Here is a 19,231-nt window from a genome sequence, read left to right on the forward strand (position 1 = left end):
AATTATTATAGTTACATTTAAAAGGAGATGATTCATTGAATTTAGAATTTAATATCGCGGTTCACGTATTAACTTTCTTAAGTAAACATTCATCTGAAAGATTTAGTAGTGTCGAATTGTCATGAAAAGTTTGTGTTAATCCTGTGCAATTAAGAAGAGTTATGAGCAAACTATTAGAAGAAGGTTACATTACAACACAAAAGGGCAAATATGGAGGGTATCGTATAAATGGTAATGTGTTAGATACGCCATTATCCAATTTATTTAAATTATTCGCTTCTAGTCAATCATTTGGCAGAATTTATACAGGTACAAAAGAAAGTGACTGTAAAATCTCAAATGAAATGAGTCGAGTAATGTCCAACTATCATCGAAAAGAATTTGAAATAATTGAAAAATATTATCAAAATATTTCTATTGGAGATATATTAAACGATATATTAATGGAGGGTTACAATGAAAAAGTATGATTTATTAATTTTAGGGTTTGGTAAAGGTGGAAAAACACTAGCAAAAACAGCTTCAGCTCAAGGGAAACAAGTAGCAGTTGTTGAACAATCCAAAAAAATGTATGGTGGTACATGTATCAATATCGGCTGTATTCCATCTAAAACATTAGTGCACGAAGGATTAGAAAGTGGATCGTTCAATCAAGCATTTGAGCGTAAAGAAGAAGTCGTAACGGCCCTTAATAAAAAGAATTATCATAACTTAGCAGACGATGAAAATATAACAGTATTAGATTACAAGGCTAGCTTTAAATCCAATACGGAAGTAGACTTATTAGATGAACAAGGCAAAGTTGTAGATACTTTAACAGCAGATGACATTGTGATAAATACTGGTGCAACACCTGTTATTCCTGATATCAAAGGCATTAAAGAATCTAAACATTTATATGATTCTACAGGAATAATGAATTTAAGCGAACAACCTAAACGGTTAGTTATTGTTGGCGGAGGATATATTTCTTTAGAATTCGCATCTATGTTTTCAAACTTTGGTACACAAGTGACTGTATTAGAAGCGAATGATAAATTAATGGCAAGAGAAGATGAAGAAATCGTTTCACATGCGATTAAAGATTTAGAAGATAAAGGTGTAAAATTCGAGTTAGGTGCTCAAACTTCAGAATTTGAAGATAAAGATGGATATACAATCGCTAAAACGAATAAAGGTGATTTTGAAGCAGAAGCGGTATTACTCGCAATTGGTAGAAAGCCAAATACTGACTTAAATTTAGAAAACACTGATATTAAACTAGGTGAACGTGGCGAAATAGAAGTCAATAATCAGTTGGAAACAGCTGTAAAACATATCTATGCAATAGGTGATGTAAAAGGTGGCATGCAATTCACTTATATTTCTTTAGATGACTTTAGAATTGTTAAAGACAAATTATTCGGTTCAGTTGCTCGCACTACAGAAAATAGAGGTGCGGTACCTTATACGGTATTTATAGATCCTCCATTATCTCGTGTGGGATTGACTGCTAAAGAAGCAAAAGAACAAGGGTATGAAATTAAAGAAGGTAAACTACCAGTAAGTAATATACCTCGTCACAAAATTAATAATGATCCTAGAGGTTTGTTTAAAGTTGTGATAGACGCAACAACAAATAAAGTACTTGGGGCTACTTTATATGGTTTACAATCCGAGGAAATCATAAATTTAGTAAAACTGACAATTGACCAAAATATTGACTATACAGTTTTACGTGACAATATATATACACATCCTACTATGATAGAATCATTTAATGATTTATTTAATATTTAATTATATATAAATGTAATAAAGGCACAACACATATTGACGAATTGTTCAATAATGTGGATGTGCCTTTTTTTATTGAAACGACATTAACTACTCTTCATCCCGATTTTAATACTTGTAATTATAATACAGTTAAACAACTATATAGTTGTTAATCTATTTAATATCTAGGAGGTAGATATGTGTCTTATAAAGAACTCTCAACAATATTAAAAGTGTTATCAGATCCAAGTATATTGGAAATATTAGACTTGCTTTCTTGTGGTGAATTATGTGCTTGTGATTTGTTGGAGCACTTTCAATTCTCACAACCAACACTCAGTCATCATATGAAGTTATTAGTAGATAACGAATTAGTTTATACACGTAAAGATGGTAACAAACATATGTACCAACTTAATCATGTTATTTTAGATGATATCAATCAAAATATAAACATTATTGACACATCTAACCAACGTTGTGTATGTAAAAATATAAAATCAGGTGAATGTTGATGATGATGACTTTAGGAATTGTAATTTTTCTTTTAACTTTAATCTTTGTGATATGGCAACCTAAAGGTTTAGATATTGGTATTACAGCTTTAATTGGGGCGGTCATCTCTATTATTACAGGCGTTGTTAGCTTTTCTGATGTACTAGAGGTAACAAGTATCGTTTGGAATGCCACTTTAACATTTGTAGCTGTTATTCTTATTTCATTAATATTAGACGAGATTGGATTTTTTGAATGGTCTGCAATACATATGGTCAAAGCTTCAAACGGTAACGTCTTAAAAATGTTTGTATATATTATGCTATTAGGATCAATAGTAGCTGCATTTTTCGCAAATGATGGTGCAGCTTTAATCTTAACGCCAATTGTATTAGCGATGGTAAGAAATTTGGGTTTCAGTAAAAAAACGTTATTCCCTTTTATTATTGCATGTGGATTTATTGCTGATACTACATCACTTCCATTAATTGTGAGGAATTTAGTAAATGTCGTTTCTGCTGATTACTTCAATATTGGATTTATTGAGTACCTTAGTCGAATGATTATTCCAAATATATTCTCTCTGATCGCTAGCATATTTGTATTATGGCTTTATTTCAGAACGTCTATACCAAAAACTTTCGATAAAAGAATCTTATGAACCCAAATGATGCAATTAAAGACTTAAAATTATTTAAGATTTCTTGGCTAGTATTAGCAATATTACTTGTAGGCTATCTTGTTAGTGAGTTTATTCAAATCCCTGTATCGATCATTGCTTGTACGATTGCACTTATCTTTGTGATCTTAGCTCGTAATTCTCCTTCAGTTCATACTAAACAAGTGATTAAAGGTGCACCATGGAATATTGTTCTATTTTCTATAGGTATGTACTTAGTTGTATTTGGATTAAAAAACGTTGGCATCACATCAATTTTAGCTGAAGTATTATCTAATATTTCAAGTCATGGATTATTCAGTAGTGTTATGGGCATGGGCTTTATATCAGCATTTTTATCATCCATTATGAATAATATGCCTACTGTCTTAATCGATGCTATAGCGATTGGACAATCTAATGTAGTAGGAACCATTAAAGAAGGTATGGTTTATGCCAATATAATAGGTTCTGATTTAGGACCGAAAATCACACCGATTGGGTCTTTAGCAACATTATTGTGGCTACATGTGTTAACACAAAAAGGTGTAAAGATTTCGTGGAGAATATATTTTAAAACTGGAATCATTATTACTATTCCGGTACTATTTGTCACACTCTTAGGTTTATATCTCACACTAATTATATTTTAAGAAAAGAGGCTTTAACTATGGATAAGAAAACAATTTATTTTTTATGTACTGGCAACTCTTGTCGTAGCCAAATGGCAGAAGGTTGGGAAAAGAAAATTTTAGGTGACAGTTTTTATGTCTATTCTGCTGGAATTGAAACACATGGTTTTAATCCAAAAGCAGTAGAAGCTATGAAAGAAGTAGGTATTGATATCTCAAATTATACATCAGACTTGATTGATAATGATATCTTAAGACAATCAGATTTAGTCATAACATTATGTAGCAATGCAGATGATAATTGTACCATCATACCACCTAACGTCAAAAAAGAACACTGGGGCTTTGATGATCCAGCAGGAAAAGAATGGTCAGAATTTCAACGTGTTAGAGATGAAATCGGAAGTAGAATACAAGAATATAAAGGGGCTAGGAATTATGTCCCAGCCCCGTCATGATTAGTTATCGTTCTGTAACTTTTCAACGACTAAGTCAGCTAATACTTCAATTAACTCATCCATTTTATTCACTCCTGCACAATTTCATCTTTAAGTTATTAAAAATCAATTAAATCATCATTCTGTTTTTTCAATGATTCAAGCATCTTTTTGTTATCCAAGTTAATTTCAGCTTTAATAGGTTCAGCATCTTTAGTTAGATCAAAAATAGACGCATATTTTGAATCTAGCTTTAAATGGTAAAAGACAAGTGACTGTTTTTTGCCATTGTCATCTTTGACTGTTCTTTTTGTTATAATTCGATCATGGTCAGATTCGATAAATCTTTTATCCCTTAGTGCATTCACGACATTGTTGACATCTTGGAAGTGATGTTCTGCCAACATATTTTTAAATACAAACGCAATGATTTTGACTTCGATATACTCATCTTTTAAGGCAATTAGTCCATGGTTCTCAGTCATATTCTTTAACGCTTTGTCATCAGAAAATTTACCACGGTTTTGAGCTACAGATTACGTAATGACTTCAATCGCTTTATCTGCCAGTGATCGTTCAGATACTGTATGAGCATGATAATCAATAAAGTAGTCTCTTATTTTAGCAATATCAATATCAGTAGCTAAAACACGACTTAGAATCTTGGCAGAAGTAGTGATAGTCGCATATCGCTTAAACATACGAACACCAGTATTATTTGTTTCATCTTTCAATGTTTCATTAAACCAATGATGCTCCTCTTGAAACCATTGAATGACTTCATCTTCACGGTTTATAAGATATTTAGCTACTAACGGTAAAAGATAACCATAGTTTAGTGCCACAGATTTTTAATATTATCAGAATTTGTTGCATCTTTAGTAAACCGTTCATTAATTTCAATAGTTCTCACGCGTAAACCATCATTTTGGGCAGAATCAGTAAAGATACTGTATTCAGAGGTTGAAATCATAGAAGTGCCCCAATTCTTAGGCGTTTTAACTTCTCCATGTACATTGGAACTTTGACGCCCTTGACCTTCAGTGATAGAGTACAATAACCCTGTTGTATCTTTAAAAGTTGCTGATGAGAGTTCATCAAATACAATAGGTACACCAAAATTGTTACTCAAGTAACCTTCAAGTGCATTACGTGTGGCATTCCAACTTTGAAAAAGTATTTGATTACCTTTAGTTGGATTTCCAGCGACGGATACTGCTAAAGCTGCCGCTGTTGATTTACCAGTTGATGACTGGCCTGTAAAACTAAAAATAATTCCTGCAAATTCGATTTCACGTTTGTACTTCAGAAAGCTTGTCACTAAGGCAGAAATTCCAAATACGACCGCTAAATCTAGAAGAAGATGACCTTTGACTTCGTTAATATACCTATTTAACCAATCTTTAAATGTACCTTTAGACTCTAATAGATAAGCACTATCGACAATAGGATCTAAAGATGATAATTGATCATATTGTTTAGATGTATAAATTGTATTTATCATTACAATATAACCGTGGGGTGTTTCTATGATGCCCGAGCCATCATATAAATCAGAAGTGGGCAGTTCATCGCGCATTAATTGTAGTGCATAGCTCAAATCTCTTATATAATTTTCATTGATACTGTGACCATATTTAACCAAGGAAGGTAACTTTCGAGTTGTTAAAATATCAGATTCAAATGTATGTTCTTTATCTTTACCGTTAGAAATAATTATCTTTTCTGTATTTTCTGAGGTATGCCAAAATTTAGCTTCAACAGTGATACAACTAGACATAGTCACCACTTTTTTCTCATCTCCATCTTTTTTAGGTAGAATAGTTTTATGACATCCCATTGAATCTATATGGTATGGAAATCGTTTAAAAAAGTCATGATGACTCATTAGCGAACACCCCCTTTCGAAGGGTTGCTAATATTATTTGTACTGACCTTACGGTAAATTAAATTACGATTTGATTTACGGTTGATTATAATAACGTTTGCTTGAGGACATTTTTTACCCATGAACTATAACGACGTCCAACCTCTCTTTGTTCATTAATTGAAAGATCCATATTATTAAATTGTGGCATTTTTATTGCCATATTTTTTAACTCATTAAAAGAATAATCTGTATTTGGAGATAACTTCTTAGTAACTATCTTTACACCTTCATATAGTAATTCTTGTTCGTTTCTTTTTTCTTTCATTGATTAAACATCCTTTCTTAATATGCCCTTTATTTCTATGACTAGTTCTTGTTGTTTATGTTCAGAGTATATAAAGAAAGTACTGATCTTCCTATTTAATTTTTCACATTCGAAATTTTAGTAAATAACCTAAAAAAACAGCACAAACACAGTGTTGAATGAGTGTTTGCGCTTTAGAATCACTAATTGATTAATGTGCAACTTTAATGAATGTTTACTAATAAATCAGTTATCAGCCTATTAATAAAAAATATATAAATTTTTTATTTACGACTACTTATTAGTTTTGATTTATAGATGTTTAAGAAATTAACGTCATCAAATAATGAAAATGTGCTCTTAGAATGTATATGATTTAAACTCGTAAATAGCTTATCCTGATAAATACTTAGAGATTGAGAAGTATTATCTTTACTACTATTAGACTTTATATCTTTGAAATTAAAGTTGTTAATTTTAGTATGTAAATAATCATTAAATTCAAATATATCAAAGCACTTGTTTCTAGTATAACTGTTGTACATTTCCTCCTTTATTAAAATTCGAGTGTAATTTGCTAATGTTCTTAAATCATTGAAACCTTTAAAGTAATAAATATAAAAATCTTTAAACACTTGATGTAAAGGGTAGTAAGATGCCCTCTTTTTAAAATGAAATATTAAATTATAATTATCGAGAAAATCCGCATCTAAAAGGTCCTCTAAACTATAAGTAGTGCTATTTCTCAAAATAATTAAATGCTTAGGTATTATATTTGAGAGTAGTTCAACTACTTTAGAAAAATCTTCATTGAGTAGTTCTTTAGAATTATTAGAAGTAAGTAATGTGTCAATAAATGTCTCTGATAAAGTATGAGTGAGTGTTGCTTTAGAATTTTCATACTTAGATAAAAGCTTTTTATTGTGATTTAATAATTGCCAATACGTGTTAGACAGTAATAACCTATTGACCGTACAATTGGTTATTATTAGTAAAGTATCATTAAATGTATAAAATGCTTTAGTAAAGTCATTATCTTGTTCTTTAGCAACATGCTTCATTAAATTATCAATATCCTTATCCAGGTCTTTCTTAGTAGGCATTTCTATTGATGAGGTTGAGCTAATATAACTTTTCATCGTCGCATAATAGCTTATTTGAATATCTTTTCTTTTAAACTGAATACCGCTATAGAAATGGCCATTTGGATTGAATTCACTGGTATCAGCTAAGGATTTAGTTAATTTGCTTAATCGAATCTTTTCATATTGGCTGTAAGTTTTTGCATTCTTCATATTAGATTGGGGGAGTTGTTTTAATCTTGCAACAACAGATTCAATATTATTTACAATAGGAGTTAAATGAAATCGATAGTTTAAAGATTCCTTTGATCCACCGAAAGTAATGGCTATCTTTATATTTTTTATTTCTTTATCAATTAAATCAATTAAGTTATCTTGTAGTAAGAAATATTATAAGTAACGAGTAACGCTTTCTTTATCAATAAAATATGATACGATTTCTTCTTTTACCTGTTCGAATTGTTCATCTAGCATTTCTTGATCGTAACTATATTTCAAAAATTTATATAAAGCGTCGAATAATCGGTTAAGTATTAAGACAGAACCAGCGTGTGCGCCATATTGATTGATAACATGTTTGAAATCATCTTTTATTTCAATGCTTATTTTATTAGTGATAAATGGCGCACTTAGCATTTGGTTTGAGCTAATGAATATTTCTTCGTTAAATTCTAAATTTTCAGAAGCTATATTAAGTAATTGAACTACTGCTTTAACTAGCTGCTTTTCATCTTTATTAACTTTAAACATTCTTAAATCCCTTTCTATTTTTCTCTAAATATACAATAAACTATAAATAAATAGATAAGAAAAATGGCTAATCCTGGAGATAAATCAAAAAGTAAGTAAAAAACGTTTCAATCTTATTAAGACGTTTAATGTTTATTTATCTATTAGCAATTATGATTATTTTATTAACACTTGTTATTCTGTTATTCAATTACTCAATTAATTTTGTAAATTTACAGCTTTTATAGATTTTTTGATAATACCAATGTTAGTCGAAAACTTTTGGTAAAGCATCATTCACTCAAGTATCAATTTAATAGCTGTCATTTTTCATAATTTTAATGGTCTGAAGTGTTTTGACTACTATAAGACTTATAGTTTATATCATTTTTCTTACAGATATACATAAATGTAATAAAACTAAGTAATAAGCTATGAGATAAAAAGTTTATTGTGTAAATTGATAGAGTATAGTATTATTTAAAACGTAATAATTACGATTTAAAGTAAGGAGAAAAATGAAATGACTGATAGTTATGACGTTTGGTGGCAAAAAGGTCAAGAATCAGATGATGATATGGCACGAGACCATCAAGAAGCTTGGGAGAGAACGATAGAAATGCTTGATAGATCTGACATCGAAGGGAAAACGATTTTAGATGTGGGATGTAATCAAGGCGGATTTTTACGACAATTATACGATACAACACCGTTTAAAGAAGGTGTTGGCATCGATTTAGCACGTTTATCTTTGGAAAAAGCAGAGACATTAAAAGGACAACGTCCACTTACATACTATTTAACAGATAAACCACAAGAAACGAAGCACATATTTGATACGGCTGTAAGTACGTCTGTCTTGTACTTAATAGAGGATATTCCGCAACATGCGAAAGATTTAAAAGAGGTATTGAAACCAGGTGGCGTTTATTACGCTTCATTCGCGGATTTAACTAATAACTCGAGTCGTCAGTTTATGGATGACACGATTAATCAATATGGTGCCACACCGTCTCAGAATCATTCTCTAAAACATATCGTTGATAGCTTTGTGGATGCAGGATTTGAAGTTGCAGTAATGAAAGAGCCTGTACCTGACGTGATTGATTTAACACATTATAGCGATTTTTATTTATCACCGAATGATTATTTACAAACATTATATGAAGAATCATTTTTAATCAAAGCAAGAGTGAAAGAAGGTACTGAGAAATGAAGAAACGTATATTAATGACGGTAGCAGCAAGTGTTACGCTCTTATTAGCAGGTTGTGGCAATGGTCAAAAAGAAGATAAAGATGTTACGGTATCGCTACCTACTGAAGCAAAGGCGGATAAACTTGACGCGCAAGGCTATGATGCAGCGATGCCCGTTTATAGTGCAGTGTATGATGCATTAGTTAAATACGACAAAGATAAGGGCTTTAAAGCAGGTTTAGCAGATAAATGGCGCGTTGATGAATCAGGAAAAGTTTATGAATTCCATTTGAAAAAGAACGTTAAATTCTCAGATGGTTCAGCATTAGATGCTAAGGCCGTGAAATTTTCGATTGATCGTGCGAAAGCGATGAATAAAGATACGACTGTAGAAACGTTAAAAAAATTAGATAAGGTCGTTGTTAAAAATGATCACGTGGTCCAAATTAGATTGAAATCTCCATCAAATCAAGTGTTAAATGAATTAACACAAGTGAGACCGTTGCGTATTATGAGTCCACATTCAGTAGAAGATGGTAAAGTAAACGGTAAATTTGAAAAAGCGATTGGAACAGGTGCATTTGTTGTTGATAAAACTGGGAAAGAAAAAACGACAATGAAGCCAAATAAATATTTCGACAACGGTCACCCAGTCAATTATCATCTTGCATTCCAAACGATTGAAGATGGGGACTCAAGAAATTCTGCAGTACAAAGTGGTTCTGTAGATATTTCTGGTGGTGCTTTAGGAATGCTCTCAGATGAACAAATCAAACAAGATAAGAAAAATAAGAACTTAACGATTGAAGATAGACCTAGCACAGTAAGTCACTTTATGGCATTTAACCCTAAAAATGATGTATTAAATCATCGCGCAATTCGTGAAGCGATAAGTAAGAGCATCGATGCGAAAGATATTGCGGGTAAATCTATAAATGGTCTGTTCCAGAAGAACGTACAATTTGTGACTAAAGATAATCAACAGCCACACGATTATGATATGAAAGCGGCTGAAAGTTTACTTAAATCAGAAGGCTATCATAAAAACGATGACGGCATCTTTGAAAAGAATGGCAAACCTTTATCATTTAACTTAGTCATTCAAACTGCAGAGTTCCCAAGTTGGAAAGATAAAGCAGAAAAAGTGCAACGCCAGCTTAAACAAGCCGGTATTAAGTTAAATGTGAAGACGTTAGATTCACAATCATACTATGATACATTATGGACGAAAAAAGACTATGATTTGATTTTCTATAGAACGTATTCAGATGCATTAATGCCTTACAACTTTATGAGTTCAGTGTTTAAAAATAATGATGGTCAACCAGGGGTGTTAGCTGATGATGAAACATTAACGAAACAGCTAGACGATTTCCCATCAACTGTATCAAAAGAAGACCAACAGCGTTCGTTTGATGACATATTTAAACACTTTAATCAACAATATTATGGTGTGCCAATTGCTTATCCTAATGAGACATTTGTAGTGAGTGATAAAGTAAAACAATTCAAATTCTCTGGACTTACGGATGCACCAATTGATTATAAAGCGTTGAAAGTTAATGAATAACAATGCTCAAACGTACAATTAAATTCATACTTTATTTAACCGTAAGTTCGTTTATTATCTTCATTTTAGTTGAGAAGACATCTGGTAATCCAGCGATTCTGTATCTACAACGTCATGGTTATACGTCGATTACGCAAGACAATATTGAAGCGGCACAACATAAACTTGGCTTAGGACAACATGTGTTACTAAGATATATCGATTGGGTTGGACATGCACTTACGGGCAACTTAGGATACAGCTTTAGTACCAACGAAGCGGTTACCGCTATGATAATGGAAGCTATCATGCCAACGCTTGTGCTAATCATTGTCTCTAGTTGTATCATGTTGCCATTTGGCTATATTGTTGGTTACTTCGTTGGGACGCGTCCGCATACACGTTACGCTAATGGAATTCGTGGATTCGCCCAAGTGATGACCTCAATGCCGGAATACTGGTTAGCTATTTTATTCATTTATTATTTAGGAGTACGTTGGCAATTGTTACCATTTGTAGGTAGTGGTTCATGGCAACACTTTGTGCTGCCAATCTTCACAATTGTTGTTATAGAAGGGTGTCATATCTTATTGATGACAGCACATTTGATGGCGCAAACGTTAGATCAAGATGCGTATCAACTTGCGCAGTTAAGACATTTCTCGTTAAAAGCGCGTATCATCGTACAAATTAAAGAGATATTTGCACCACTAATGACCATTTCAATTAACAGTGTCATTCATTTAATTGGAAAAGCCGTAATACTTGAAGTCATCTTCAGCATGTCTGGAATAGGTAAATTGTTGATTAATGCTATTAACCAACGAGATTATCCACTAATTCAGGGCATTGTCATCTTTATCATCGTCTTTATTATGCTAATGAATTATTTAGGCGATGTGATTATCTTGAAGAATGAACCTAGACTTCGACGACGTCATACCCAGCAGTCAGGCAATGAGAAAAGAGGTGCGATGTGATGAAAAAATATCAAACGTACATCGCAATAGGTTCACTATTAAGTTTGATAGTTGTATTAGTGACGTATGGTTTAATGCAAGACACGCAACATTTGAACCCACTTGAGTCACCTAATGGACAACATTGGTTGGGTACCGATCAATTAGGCAGAGACTTCTTAGTAAGACTGATTGTCGGTAGTCTTGTCACATTGAGTTTAACAGGTATAGTGATTCTATTAAGTGTTTGTATGGGACTTATCTTTGGCTTAATTGCAGGCATAGAAAGACGATGGTTAGATCAAATCATTATGTTTGTTGCCGATATGTTGTTGGCTATTCCGTCATTTATTATCGCATTAGTCATTTTAAGTTTAGTAAGTAACTCCATGATAGGTTTGATACTTGCTTTAACGATTGGATGGATAGGACGTTATTTACGTTACTTCAGAAATTTAACGCGAGATATTCAAAAACGTCCATTTGTTCAATATGCACGATTGAGTGGGAACTCAACATTCAAAACGACAGTAACACATGTGATTCCACATTTATTGAGTAATATATCCGCTTTGGTAACGGCTGACTTTGGCAAAATGATGCTCAGCATATCTGGTCTTGCCTTTCTAGGACTAGGTATTAAACCGCCGACGCCTGAGTTAGGAACAATTCTTTTTGATGGGAAAAGTTATTTCAACGGCGCACCGTGGCTCTTCTTCTTTCCTGGTGTATTGTTAGGAGGTTTCGCCTTATTATGTCAAATCATCAACAAAAAAATAACGCAGTAAATACGGTAGTCAACGTCAATCAATTATCGATTTTAGATCAAAAAAAAGTATTGTTAAAAGATGTTGATTTGACAGTAACTAAAGGTGCATTTCATTGCATTATAGGTGAAAGTGGCAGTGGGAAATCATTGTTAACAAGAACGATACTTGGAATGAAACGACCACAATTATGTTATCAAGGAGATATTGACATCGATTTAACTAAAACAGATGCAGTGTTTCAAGATGTTCAAAGTAATATGTTTCAAAATATAACATTAGCTAAGCATTTCCAATACATTTATGAAGCCAATCGGACACATCTGACTAAACAGTGTATTAAGGAGGACGTCTTACAGATGATGCAATTACTTGGTTTAAGGCAAGGAGAACATTTACTTGAGCGTTATCCCTTTGAACTTAGTGGAGGTATGGCACAACGTGTCGCCTTTATAATGTCATTAATTAGACGTCCGGACTACTTATTTTTAGATGAACCGACGAGTGCACTTGATCAAGGAAATGTTAAAAAGTTTATGCATTACCTTCTTAAGGCACAAGAACGCTACCAAATGACCATCGTTTTTATCACACACGATATTAACTTAGTGAAAGAATTTGCCACGCATATTAGCATTATGCAGCAAGGTCAATTGATAGAAAGTGGTGAGGCAGCGTCAATCTTAACTAAGCCGACATATAGTTACACGAAAAAATTAATTACGATTGCACATCGGAGACAACCTTATGCTTAAAATAGAGAGTCTAACCAAATATATAGATACGAAACTAATATTTAAAGAGATATCATGTACAATTAATGACCAACACTTACTCATAAGTGGTGAGAGTGGTTGTGGTAAATCTACGTTAGCCAAGATTATCGCTGGCTTAGATACGGATTATCAGGGCAAATTATATCTTAATGGGAACTTACGTGAATCTTATACATCTAAAGAGTGGATGAAGCACATCCAATATGTACCACAATATCAACGCGATACCTTAAATCAACGTAAAACGGTATTAGCTACACTATTAGAACCACTTAAGAATTACAAGATTGATAAACAGCGTTATACATCAAGCATTGAAACAGTACTTGATCAGTGTAACTTACCATACAATATACTTAATCAAAAAGTTTCAACGTTAAGTGGTGGTCAATTTCAACGGGTATGGATAGCTAAAGCTTTAATATTAGAACCAGAAATCCTCATATTGGATGAAGCAACAACCAATTTAGATATCATTAATGAAGAAGATATACTTCAAATGTTGATTTCCTTAAAGATGACACAATTAATCATTATTTCACATGATACATACGTCTTAAGCCAATTTGAAGGAATTCAGTTACAGCTAAATAAATTGAATAATTAAGATCACAAATCCTAATATGGTGTATACTTAATGATACGTAAAAAATAAAATTTGGACTGCAATGTCTAAATCAATATGATTTTCCATTAGAGTATTTAAAAATGATGACAACACTAAAAGATTCCAAATTATTATATTTAATATAATTATACATATGATAAACGGACAACAATGTCAATGTAAATTCTTTTTATATAAATTATTTATAATTATATATAATTTATATAAAAATATAAGTCGAGGATTTCAAGTTTAAGTTAGCCACCTATAATGACTGAGGTGTACACAAGGGTTAACCGTATTCGAACCTGTTGAGGATTGATTGGTTTTAATCAATTAATACTCAACAGGTAACCAAAGCTAAGATTTTAGCTTTGGAAAGATTCATACAGATTGAGGTGCTTTAAACTTTCTGCCATATTATGATGAGCTGTGTTGTAATTTAAAGTCTTTCTAGGATAGTCATTCATATATTGTTGTATGGCTTTTATGAAGTGTTTTTGAACATTGGATAAATCATGTGCTTTTGGAATAAAACGACGAATCATTTTATGTTGGTTTTCACTTGTCCCACGTTCATATGATGAGAATGGATGTGTGAAGTATATTTCTATCATATGGCCAAATTCTTCATACAGCGATGCAAATTCTGAACCATTGTCAGATGTGATAGATTTGAAGATTTTTGGTGCTTTTTCGGCTAAGGAGTCAAATAAGTTTTTCAATGCGTGAGACACCGCATCAGCACTTTTACTCTCTATTATTTCTAGTATTTCAAAACGCGTTTGTCTCTCAACAAGTGTTAAGATAACTGGCTTTGACTTGTCTTTAGTTTCTATTATGGTATCTATTTCCCAGTGACCAAAAGACTGACGTGATTCAATTTCACTAGGACGTGTCTCAATACTTGGACCGAGCACTCGACTGTGTGGTTGATTATGGTAGCTATTCTGAGTAGAGTGACGTCTTTTTAATTTTTCTAGTAGATCAATATTCTTAGTTTCCATGATTTGTTGATCTATCCAAGCATATACTGTCGTTGTTGAAGGGATTTCTTCTCTTTCAAAACATTGTTCCTTGTGAGCATATGCCACGACTGCTTCAGGTGACCAGCGTTTCTTTTTCATGAGGTGATCTGCCCATGGAATAAATAATGGGCTCTTCTTCCATAAGGGCTGAGCACCACATTGTTGTCTGTTTTGTCGATAACGTTGTTGACCTAGTGAAGAAAAATAAATTTGCGTCTCATATTCATAGACTTTATGTTGTTGTTTTTGTCGTTTAATTTGACGTGTTGTTCCTCGATGAATTTCGTTATTGATTGTTTGAGGTGCACGTCCTAATTCACGCGCTATTGCACGATTTGAAAAACCTAAATTTTTAAGTGTTTCTATTTGAACACGTTCTTCATAACATAAGTGTGTTCCTTTATGGTTTGTCATGTTAGAATAAGTATGCGTCATGTGAATTCATTCCTTTATTGATTTGGTCTGGTAGCCTCAATAATAACATGAAATTCACGTGGCGTTTTTTTGTCTAAAGGTGGCTAAGTTGATTATAAAATCCACCTTTTATGTTTTTTAAACAATTTTATGATAATCATTTATCTCAAGCATCTTATTTAGTTGGCTGTCAACGTACAGGATAGGCAATAATAATTGACCCTGTTCGTGATTTAACAAAATATATCGAAGTTGCAGATAGCGAAGGTTTTAAAATTACACAAGCTGCAGAAATACATATCCACGCTGATTTTGCTTCTGGAATTCGAGATGTGGCAAAACGTTTAAACGCCAATATATATGTGTCTGGCGCAGGCGATGAGCAATTAAGTTATAAAAATATGCCCAAACAAACACATTTTGTTAAAAATCAAGATATTATTCGAGTAGGTAATATTAAATTAGAAGTATTGCATACACCAGGACATACCCCGGAGAGTATTAGTTTCTTACTCACTGATGAAGGTGGCGGCTCAAGTGTTCCAATGGGTTTATTTAGTGGTGACTTTATTTTTGTTGGTGATATCGATAGACCTGATTTACTAGAAAAATCAGTACAAATGGAAGGTACTACAGAGATTGGCGCAAAACAGATGTATCAATCTATAGAAGGTGTTAAAGATTTACCAGATTATATTCAAATATGGCCTGGACACGGTGCTGGAAGCCTATGTGGTAAAGCATTAGGTGCCATACCAATGTCTACGCTAGGTTAAGAAAAAACAAATAACTGGGCATTTAATGTGACAGATGAATCTAAATTTGTTGAAACATTAACATCAAATCAACCAGCGCCACCCCATCACTTTGCACAGATGAAAAAAATTAATCAGTTTGGTATGAACATGTATCAACCATACAACATTTTTCCTAGTTTAGATAATGTAAGAATAGCCTTTGATCTTCGTAGTAAAGAAGCCTTTCATGGCGGTCATACTGAAGGTACAATCAATATTCCTTACAATAAAAACTTTATTAACCAAATCGGTTGGTATTTAGACTATGAAAAAAATATAGATTTGATTGGTGATAAATCTACCGTTGAACAAGCAGCGCATACTTTACAATTAATTGGCTTTGATAATGTAGCAGGTTATCGTTTACCAAAATCAGAAATTTTAACACAATCCATCCATAGCGTTGATATGACTGGTAAAGAAGAATCTATACTTGACGTACGTAATGAAGAAGAGTGGAATAATGGGCACTTAGATCAAGCAGTCAATATTCCGCATGGTAAATTATTAAATGAAAATATTCCATTTAATAAAGAGGCTAAAATATACGTACATTGTCAGTCAGGTGTTAGAAGTTCAATCGCAGTGGGTATATTAGAAAACAAAGGCTTTGAAAATGTCGTGAATATTAGCGAAGGCTATCAAGGTTTTCCAGAATCATTAAAATAAGTAAGTATTATCAAATTGTTATTGTGGGTGGTTGTACAGCTAGTATAATAGTGGTATCGAACTATTTTAAAAAATCAAAGCTTAAATGGAAAATAGCTATTATAGATGCGGCTGAACATCATTATTATCAACCGTTATGGACTTTAGTTGGTATTAAGGTATCAAGTTTAAAAAGTTCACGCAAAGATATGAAAAGTATTATGCCTAAAGGTGTTCAATGAATTAAAAAGGCTGTTTCAAGCTTTCAACTTGGAAGCAATAGCATTAATTTAGTAGATAATACTGTCAGTTTTGGAGTTATATGGCATAAAATTTTTGTCTTAAATGGCACAAAGAAAACTAAATAAATTAATATTGGTTATAAGTTTCAGTTTATAAAGTTATAAAAAAGAACGGGACATAAAGTTCTCGGACAAGCGAAAAATGCAATTTCTATTAAAATAATATAGAAATTGCATTTTTCATAATTGTTTTGATTATAGTTAGCTTGTTGAGCTATTACTTTTCTTATATTAAGTGCCATTAATACAAAGTCCAGTTCTCTTTTGACTTTATTTATGTATCTAAATATTAAATTATTTAACAATAATTACAGGTATTTGAGAGCGTTTAGCAACTTTATGACTTACACTACCAAGAACCATTTCTTGAAAACTGTTTAAGCCACGTGTACCTAAAATGATAGCTTGATATTCACCACTATTTGAAATTTCAACCACTTTATCTGTTGGAGTACCATGAACAATTTTAATTTCGTAATTCACATTGTGTTCTGCAAATAAATTTTTAATAGATTGTAATTTACTTTCTCTTTCTTGAGTTAAATTAGTTCCTTGTTGACCATGTAAAACATCTGTTTTTGATTCATCAATATCTACAACCGTAAGTATTGTGACAATTGTATAATCACCTATAAAGTTTAGTAACTCTTGAGCTGCACGTGTACTATTTTCTGAACCATCTGCTGCAAGCAAAATTGAATTATACATAAAAAACACTCCTTAATTTAAATGATTTTCATTTAATTGGCTTAGTTCTGAAACGATTTTTCGGCTATCTGTGTTTAATTTTTCAACATACACAATATTGTTTTTCTCTTCAAATTTCCTAACAATCGTATCAATGGCATCAACTGCTGAATCATCCCATAGGTGAGCACGATCAAAATTTAACACTATGACACTATCTTCAATATTAAGGTCAATTTGCTCCATCATAGAATCAATTGATACAAAGAATATTTGACCTTTAAAAGAAAAACGATGTTGCTTATCTGATTCTTTATAAATAACTTCAATCTTAGAAATTTTAGTCGCAAAGAATATAGCACTGAAAATAACACCCACAACTACACCGATAGCTAAGTTATGTGTCATTAATACAATAATAACCGTTAAAACCATAACGAATGCATCTGTTTTAGGTGCCTTTTTTATATACTTAAATGAATTCCAGTCAACAGTCCCGATAGAAACCATAACCATTATCCCTGCAAGAATTGGCATCGGGATTTGAACGACTACGCCACCGAGAACAATAATCATAAATATAAGTACGATACCTGCTGTAAATGTAGACAATCTACTATTTGCACCTGATTTAACATTGATTACAGATTGTCCAATCATGGCACAACCTCCCATACCGCCAAAAAACCCAGTAATAATATTGGCAATCCCTTGGCCTCTTGATTCTTTGTTTTTACTACTGTGTGTATCTGTTGCATCATCGACAATTTTAGCTGTAAGTAGACTTTCTACTAAACCTACAATAGCCATTGATAATGAATATGGGAAAATAATTTGAAGTGTCACTAAATTAAAAGGAACGTTAGGCATTAATAGGTGAGGTAAAGTTTGCTTAATATTGCCTAAGTCACTTACGGTTTTTACATCAGATCCTGTGTACATATACAGTGCCGTTAAAACAATTATAGCTATTAATGGTGCAGGGATAGCTTTAAAGAATCTAGGAATTATATATACAATAAGTAAAGTTATAATAACGTATATATAGGTTGCTATAGATATATTAAAAATATGCTCTATTTGAGACATAAAAATCATAATACCCAATGCATTAACAAATCCAATCATAACGGAACGGGGAATAAATTTCATTAAACGACCTACTTTAAGTATGCCTAAAATTAATTGTATTAATCCCATCAATATCGTAGCAGCAAAAAGATATTCAACACCATGTTCTTTAACTAAAGGTGTAACTAAAAGCGCAACAGCACCGGTGGCGCCAGAAATCATTGCAGGTCTACCTCCCACTATAGCAGTAACAGTAGCGATGATAAATGCTGCATACAATCCCACCATCGGATCTACACCAGCAATAATTGAAAACGCAATTGCTTCTGGTATTAATGCTAGTGCTACAACGATACCAGCAAGTATATTCTTTCTGGGCTGATTAAGCCATTCAGATTTTAATTTTTCAACCATCGTTTTCTCTCCTTTATATTAATTATATTATAAAGTATAACAGATAAGTTT

At 32.4% G+C, this 19,231-nt stretch carries 16 protein-coding genes and 4 pseudogenes; 12 read left to right on the forward strand and 8 right to left on the reverse strand.

What is annotated here, in order from left to right:
* The first annotated feature begins 143 nt into the window (after positions 1-143).
* The 5 genes and pseudogenes from MUA88_RS00235 (at position 144) to arsC (ending at position 4,001) form a co-directional block, all read left to right on the forward strand.
* Positions 144-470: an Rrf2 family transcriptional regulator gene (locus tag MUA88_RS00235; RefSeq protein ID WP_316957940.1), complete on the forward strand. Its 327-nt coding sequence runs from the start codon at positions 144-146 to the stop codon at positions 468-470.
* A complete protein-coding gene (gene merA, locus MUA88_RS00240) occupies positions 457-1,779 on the forward strand; it encodes a hypothiocyanous acid reductase MerA (protein ID WP_262559951.1) in 1,323 nt (440 codons plus the stop codon). The genes MUA88_RS00235 and merA overlap by 14 nt, the downstream gene beginning before the upstream one ends.
* Positions 1,780-1,958: 179 nt before the next feature.
* Complete coding sequence (locus MUA88_RS00245) at positions 1,959-2,273, forward strand: ArsR/SmtB family transcription factor (protein ID WP_262559952.1); 315 nt, start codon at positions 1,959-1,961, stop codon at positions 2,271-2,273.
* Positions 2,273-3,564, forward strand: a pseudogene (gene arsB / locus MUA88_RS00250) (arsenite efflux transporter membrane subunit ArsB). The gene MUA88_RS00245 and the pseudogene arsB overlap by 1 nt, the downstream one beginning before the upstream one ends.
* Positions 3,565-3,581: 17 nt before the next feature.
* Positions 3,582-4,001, forward strand: coding sequence for an arsenate reductase (thioredoxin) (gene arsC / locus MUA88_RS00255; protein ID WP_262559953.1), 420 nt, complete (start codon positions 3,582-3,584; stop codon positions 3,999-4,001).
* A 98-nt stretch (positions 4,002-4,099) separates the two neighbouring features.
* Here arsC and cch1 read toward each other — a convergent pair.
* The 4 genes and pseudogenes from cch1 to MUA88_RS00275 form a co-directional block, all read right to left on the reverse strand.
* Positions 4,100-5,868, reverse strand: a pseudogene (gene cch1 / locus MUA88_RS00260) (cassette chromosome replicative helicase).
* 85 nt (positions 5,869-5,953) lie between these two features.
* Positions 5,954-6,175: a hypothetical protein gene (locus tag MUA88_RS00265; RefSeq protein ID WP_262559955.1), complete on the reverse strand. Its 222-nt coding sequence runs from the start codon at positions 6,173-6,175 to the stop codon at positions 5,954-5,956.
* 263 nt (positions 6,176-6,438) lie between these two features.
* Complete coding sequence (locus MUA88_RS00270) at positions 6,439-7,449, reverse strand: hypothetical protein (protein ID WP_262559956.1); 1,011 nt, start codon at positions 7,447-7,449, stop codon at positions 6,439-6,441.
* 177 nt (positions 7,450-7,626) lie between these two features.
* Positions 7,627-7,986 (reverse strand): hypothetical protein, encoded by a 360-nt coding sequence (locus MUA88_RS00275; RefSeq protein WP_262559959.1) that lies wholly within the window; start codon positions 7,984-7,986, stop codon positions 7,627-7,629.
* A gap of 502 nt (positions 7,987-8,488) precedes the next feature.
* On the opposite strand from MUA88_RS00275, the gene MUA88_RS00280 reads away from it, so the two are divergent.
* From MUA88_RS00280 to MUA88_RS00305, 6 genes are read left to right on the forward strand one after another with little or no spacing between them, the layout of a single operon-like run.
* A complete protein-coding gene (locus tag MUA88_RS00280) occupies positions 8,489-9,181 on the forward strand; it encodes a class I SAM-dependent methyltransferase (protein ID WP_262559960.1) in 693 nt (230 codons plus the stop codon).
* Positions 9,178-10,731, forward strand: a complete 1,554-nt coding sequence (locus tag MUA88_RS00285) for an ABC transporter substrate-binding protein (protein WP_262605590.1) — start codon at positions 9,178-9,180, stop codon at positions 10,729-10,731. The genes MUA88_RS00280 and MUA88_RS00285 overlap by 4 nt, the downstream gene beginning before the upstream one ends.
* 2 nt (positions 10,732-10,733) lie before the next feature.
* Positions 10,734-11,690: an ABC transporter permease gene (locus MUA88_RS00290; RefSeq protein ID WP_250396298.1), complete on the forward strand. Its 957-nt coding sequence runs from the start codon at positions 10,734-10,736 to the stop codon at positions 11,688-11,690.
* Positions 11,690-12,457, forward strand: a complete 768-nt coding sequence (locus MUA88_RS00295; RefSeq protein ID WP_262559963.1) for an ABC transporter permease — start codon at positions 11,690-11,692, stop codon at positions 12,455-12,457. Before MUA88_RS00290 ends, MUA88_RS00295 begins: the two co-directional genes overlap by 1 nt.
* Positions 12,424-13,191 (forward strand): ATP-binding cassette domain-containing protein, encoded by a 768-nt coding sequence (locus MUA88_RS00300; protein ID WP_262559964.1) that lies wholly within the window; start codon positions 12,424-12,426, stop codon positions 13,189-13,191. The genes MUA88_RS00295 and MUA88_RS00300 overlap by 34 nt, the downstream gene beginning before the upstream one ends.
* The gene (locus MUA88_RS00305) at positions 13,184-13,819 is read left to right on the forward strand and encodes an ATP-binding cassette domain-containing protein (RefSeq protein ID WP_262559965.1); all 636 of its coding nucleotides are present in this window, start codon (positions 13,184-13,186) and stop codon (positions 13,817-13,819) included. The genes MUA88_RS00300 and MUA88_RS00305 overlap by 8 nt, the downstream gene beginning before the upstream one ends.
* 368 nt (positions 13,820-14,187) lie before the next feature.
* Here the strand turns inward: MUA88_RS00305 and MUA88_RS00310 are convergent, their stop codons facing one another.
* On the reverse strand, positions 14,188-15,282 hold the full coding sequence (locus MUA88_RS00310) for an IS30 family transposase (RefSeq protein WP_262559967.1): 1,095 nt from the start codon (positions 15,280-15,282) through the stop codon (positions 14,188-14,190).
* A 110-nt stretch (positions 15,283-15,392) separates the two neighbouring features.
* Between MUA88_RS00310 and cstB the strand changes: the two are divergent.
* Positions 15,393-16,727 (forward strand): annotated as a pseudogene (gene cstB, locus MUA88_RS00315) (persulfide dioxygenase-sulfurtransferase CstB).
* Positions 16,728-17,099: 372 nt separating this feature from the next.
* Here the strand turns inward: cstB and MUA88_RS00325 are convergent.
* From MUA88_RS00325 to MUA88_RS00335, 3 genes and pseudogenes are all read right to left on the reverse strand, one after another.
* Positions 17,100-17,292 (reverse strand): annotated as a pseudogene (locus MUA88_RS00325) (IS5/IS1182 family transposase); the annotation flags it as partial.
* 10 nt (positions 17,293-17,302) lie between these two features.
* Entirely contained in the window at positions 17,303-17,716 is a 414-nt protein-coding gene (locus tag MUA88_RS00330) for a universal stress protein (protein WP_252559391.1), read from the reverse strand.
* A gap of 12 nt (positions 17,717-17,728) precedes the next feature.
* Positions 17,729-19,180 carry a SulP family inorganic anion transporter gene (locus MUA88_RS00335; protein WP_252559394.1) on the reverse strand — a complete coding sequence of 484 codons (1,452 nt, stop codon included), beginning with the start codon at positions 19,178-19,180 and terminating at the stop codon, positions 17,729-17,731.
* Positions 19,181-19,231 lie beyond the last annotated feature (51 nt).

It is taken from the genome of Staphylococcus sp. IVB6240 (assembly GCF_025558425.1).
Taxonomy (GTDB): domain Bacteria; phylum Bacillota; class Bacilli; order Staphylococcales; family Staphylococcaceae; genus Staphylococcus.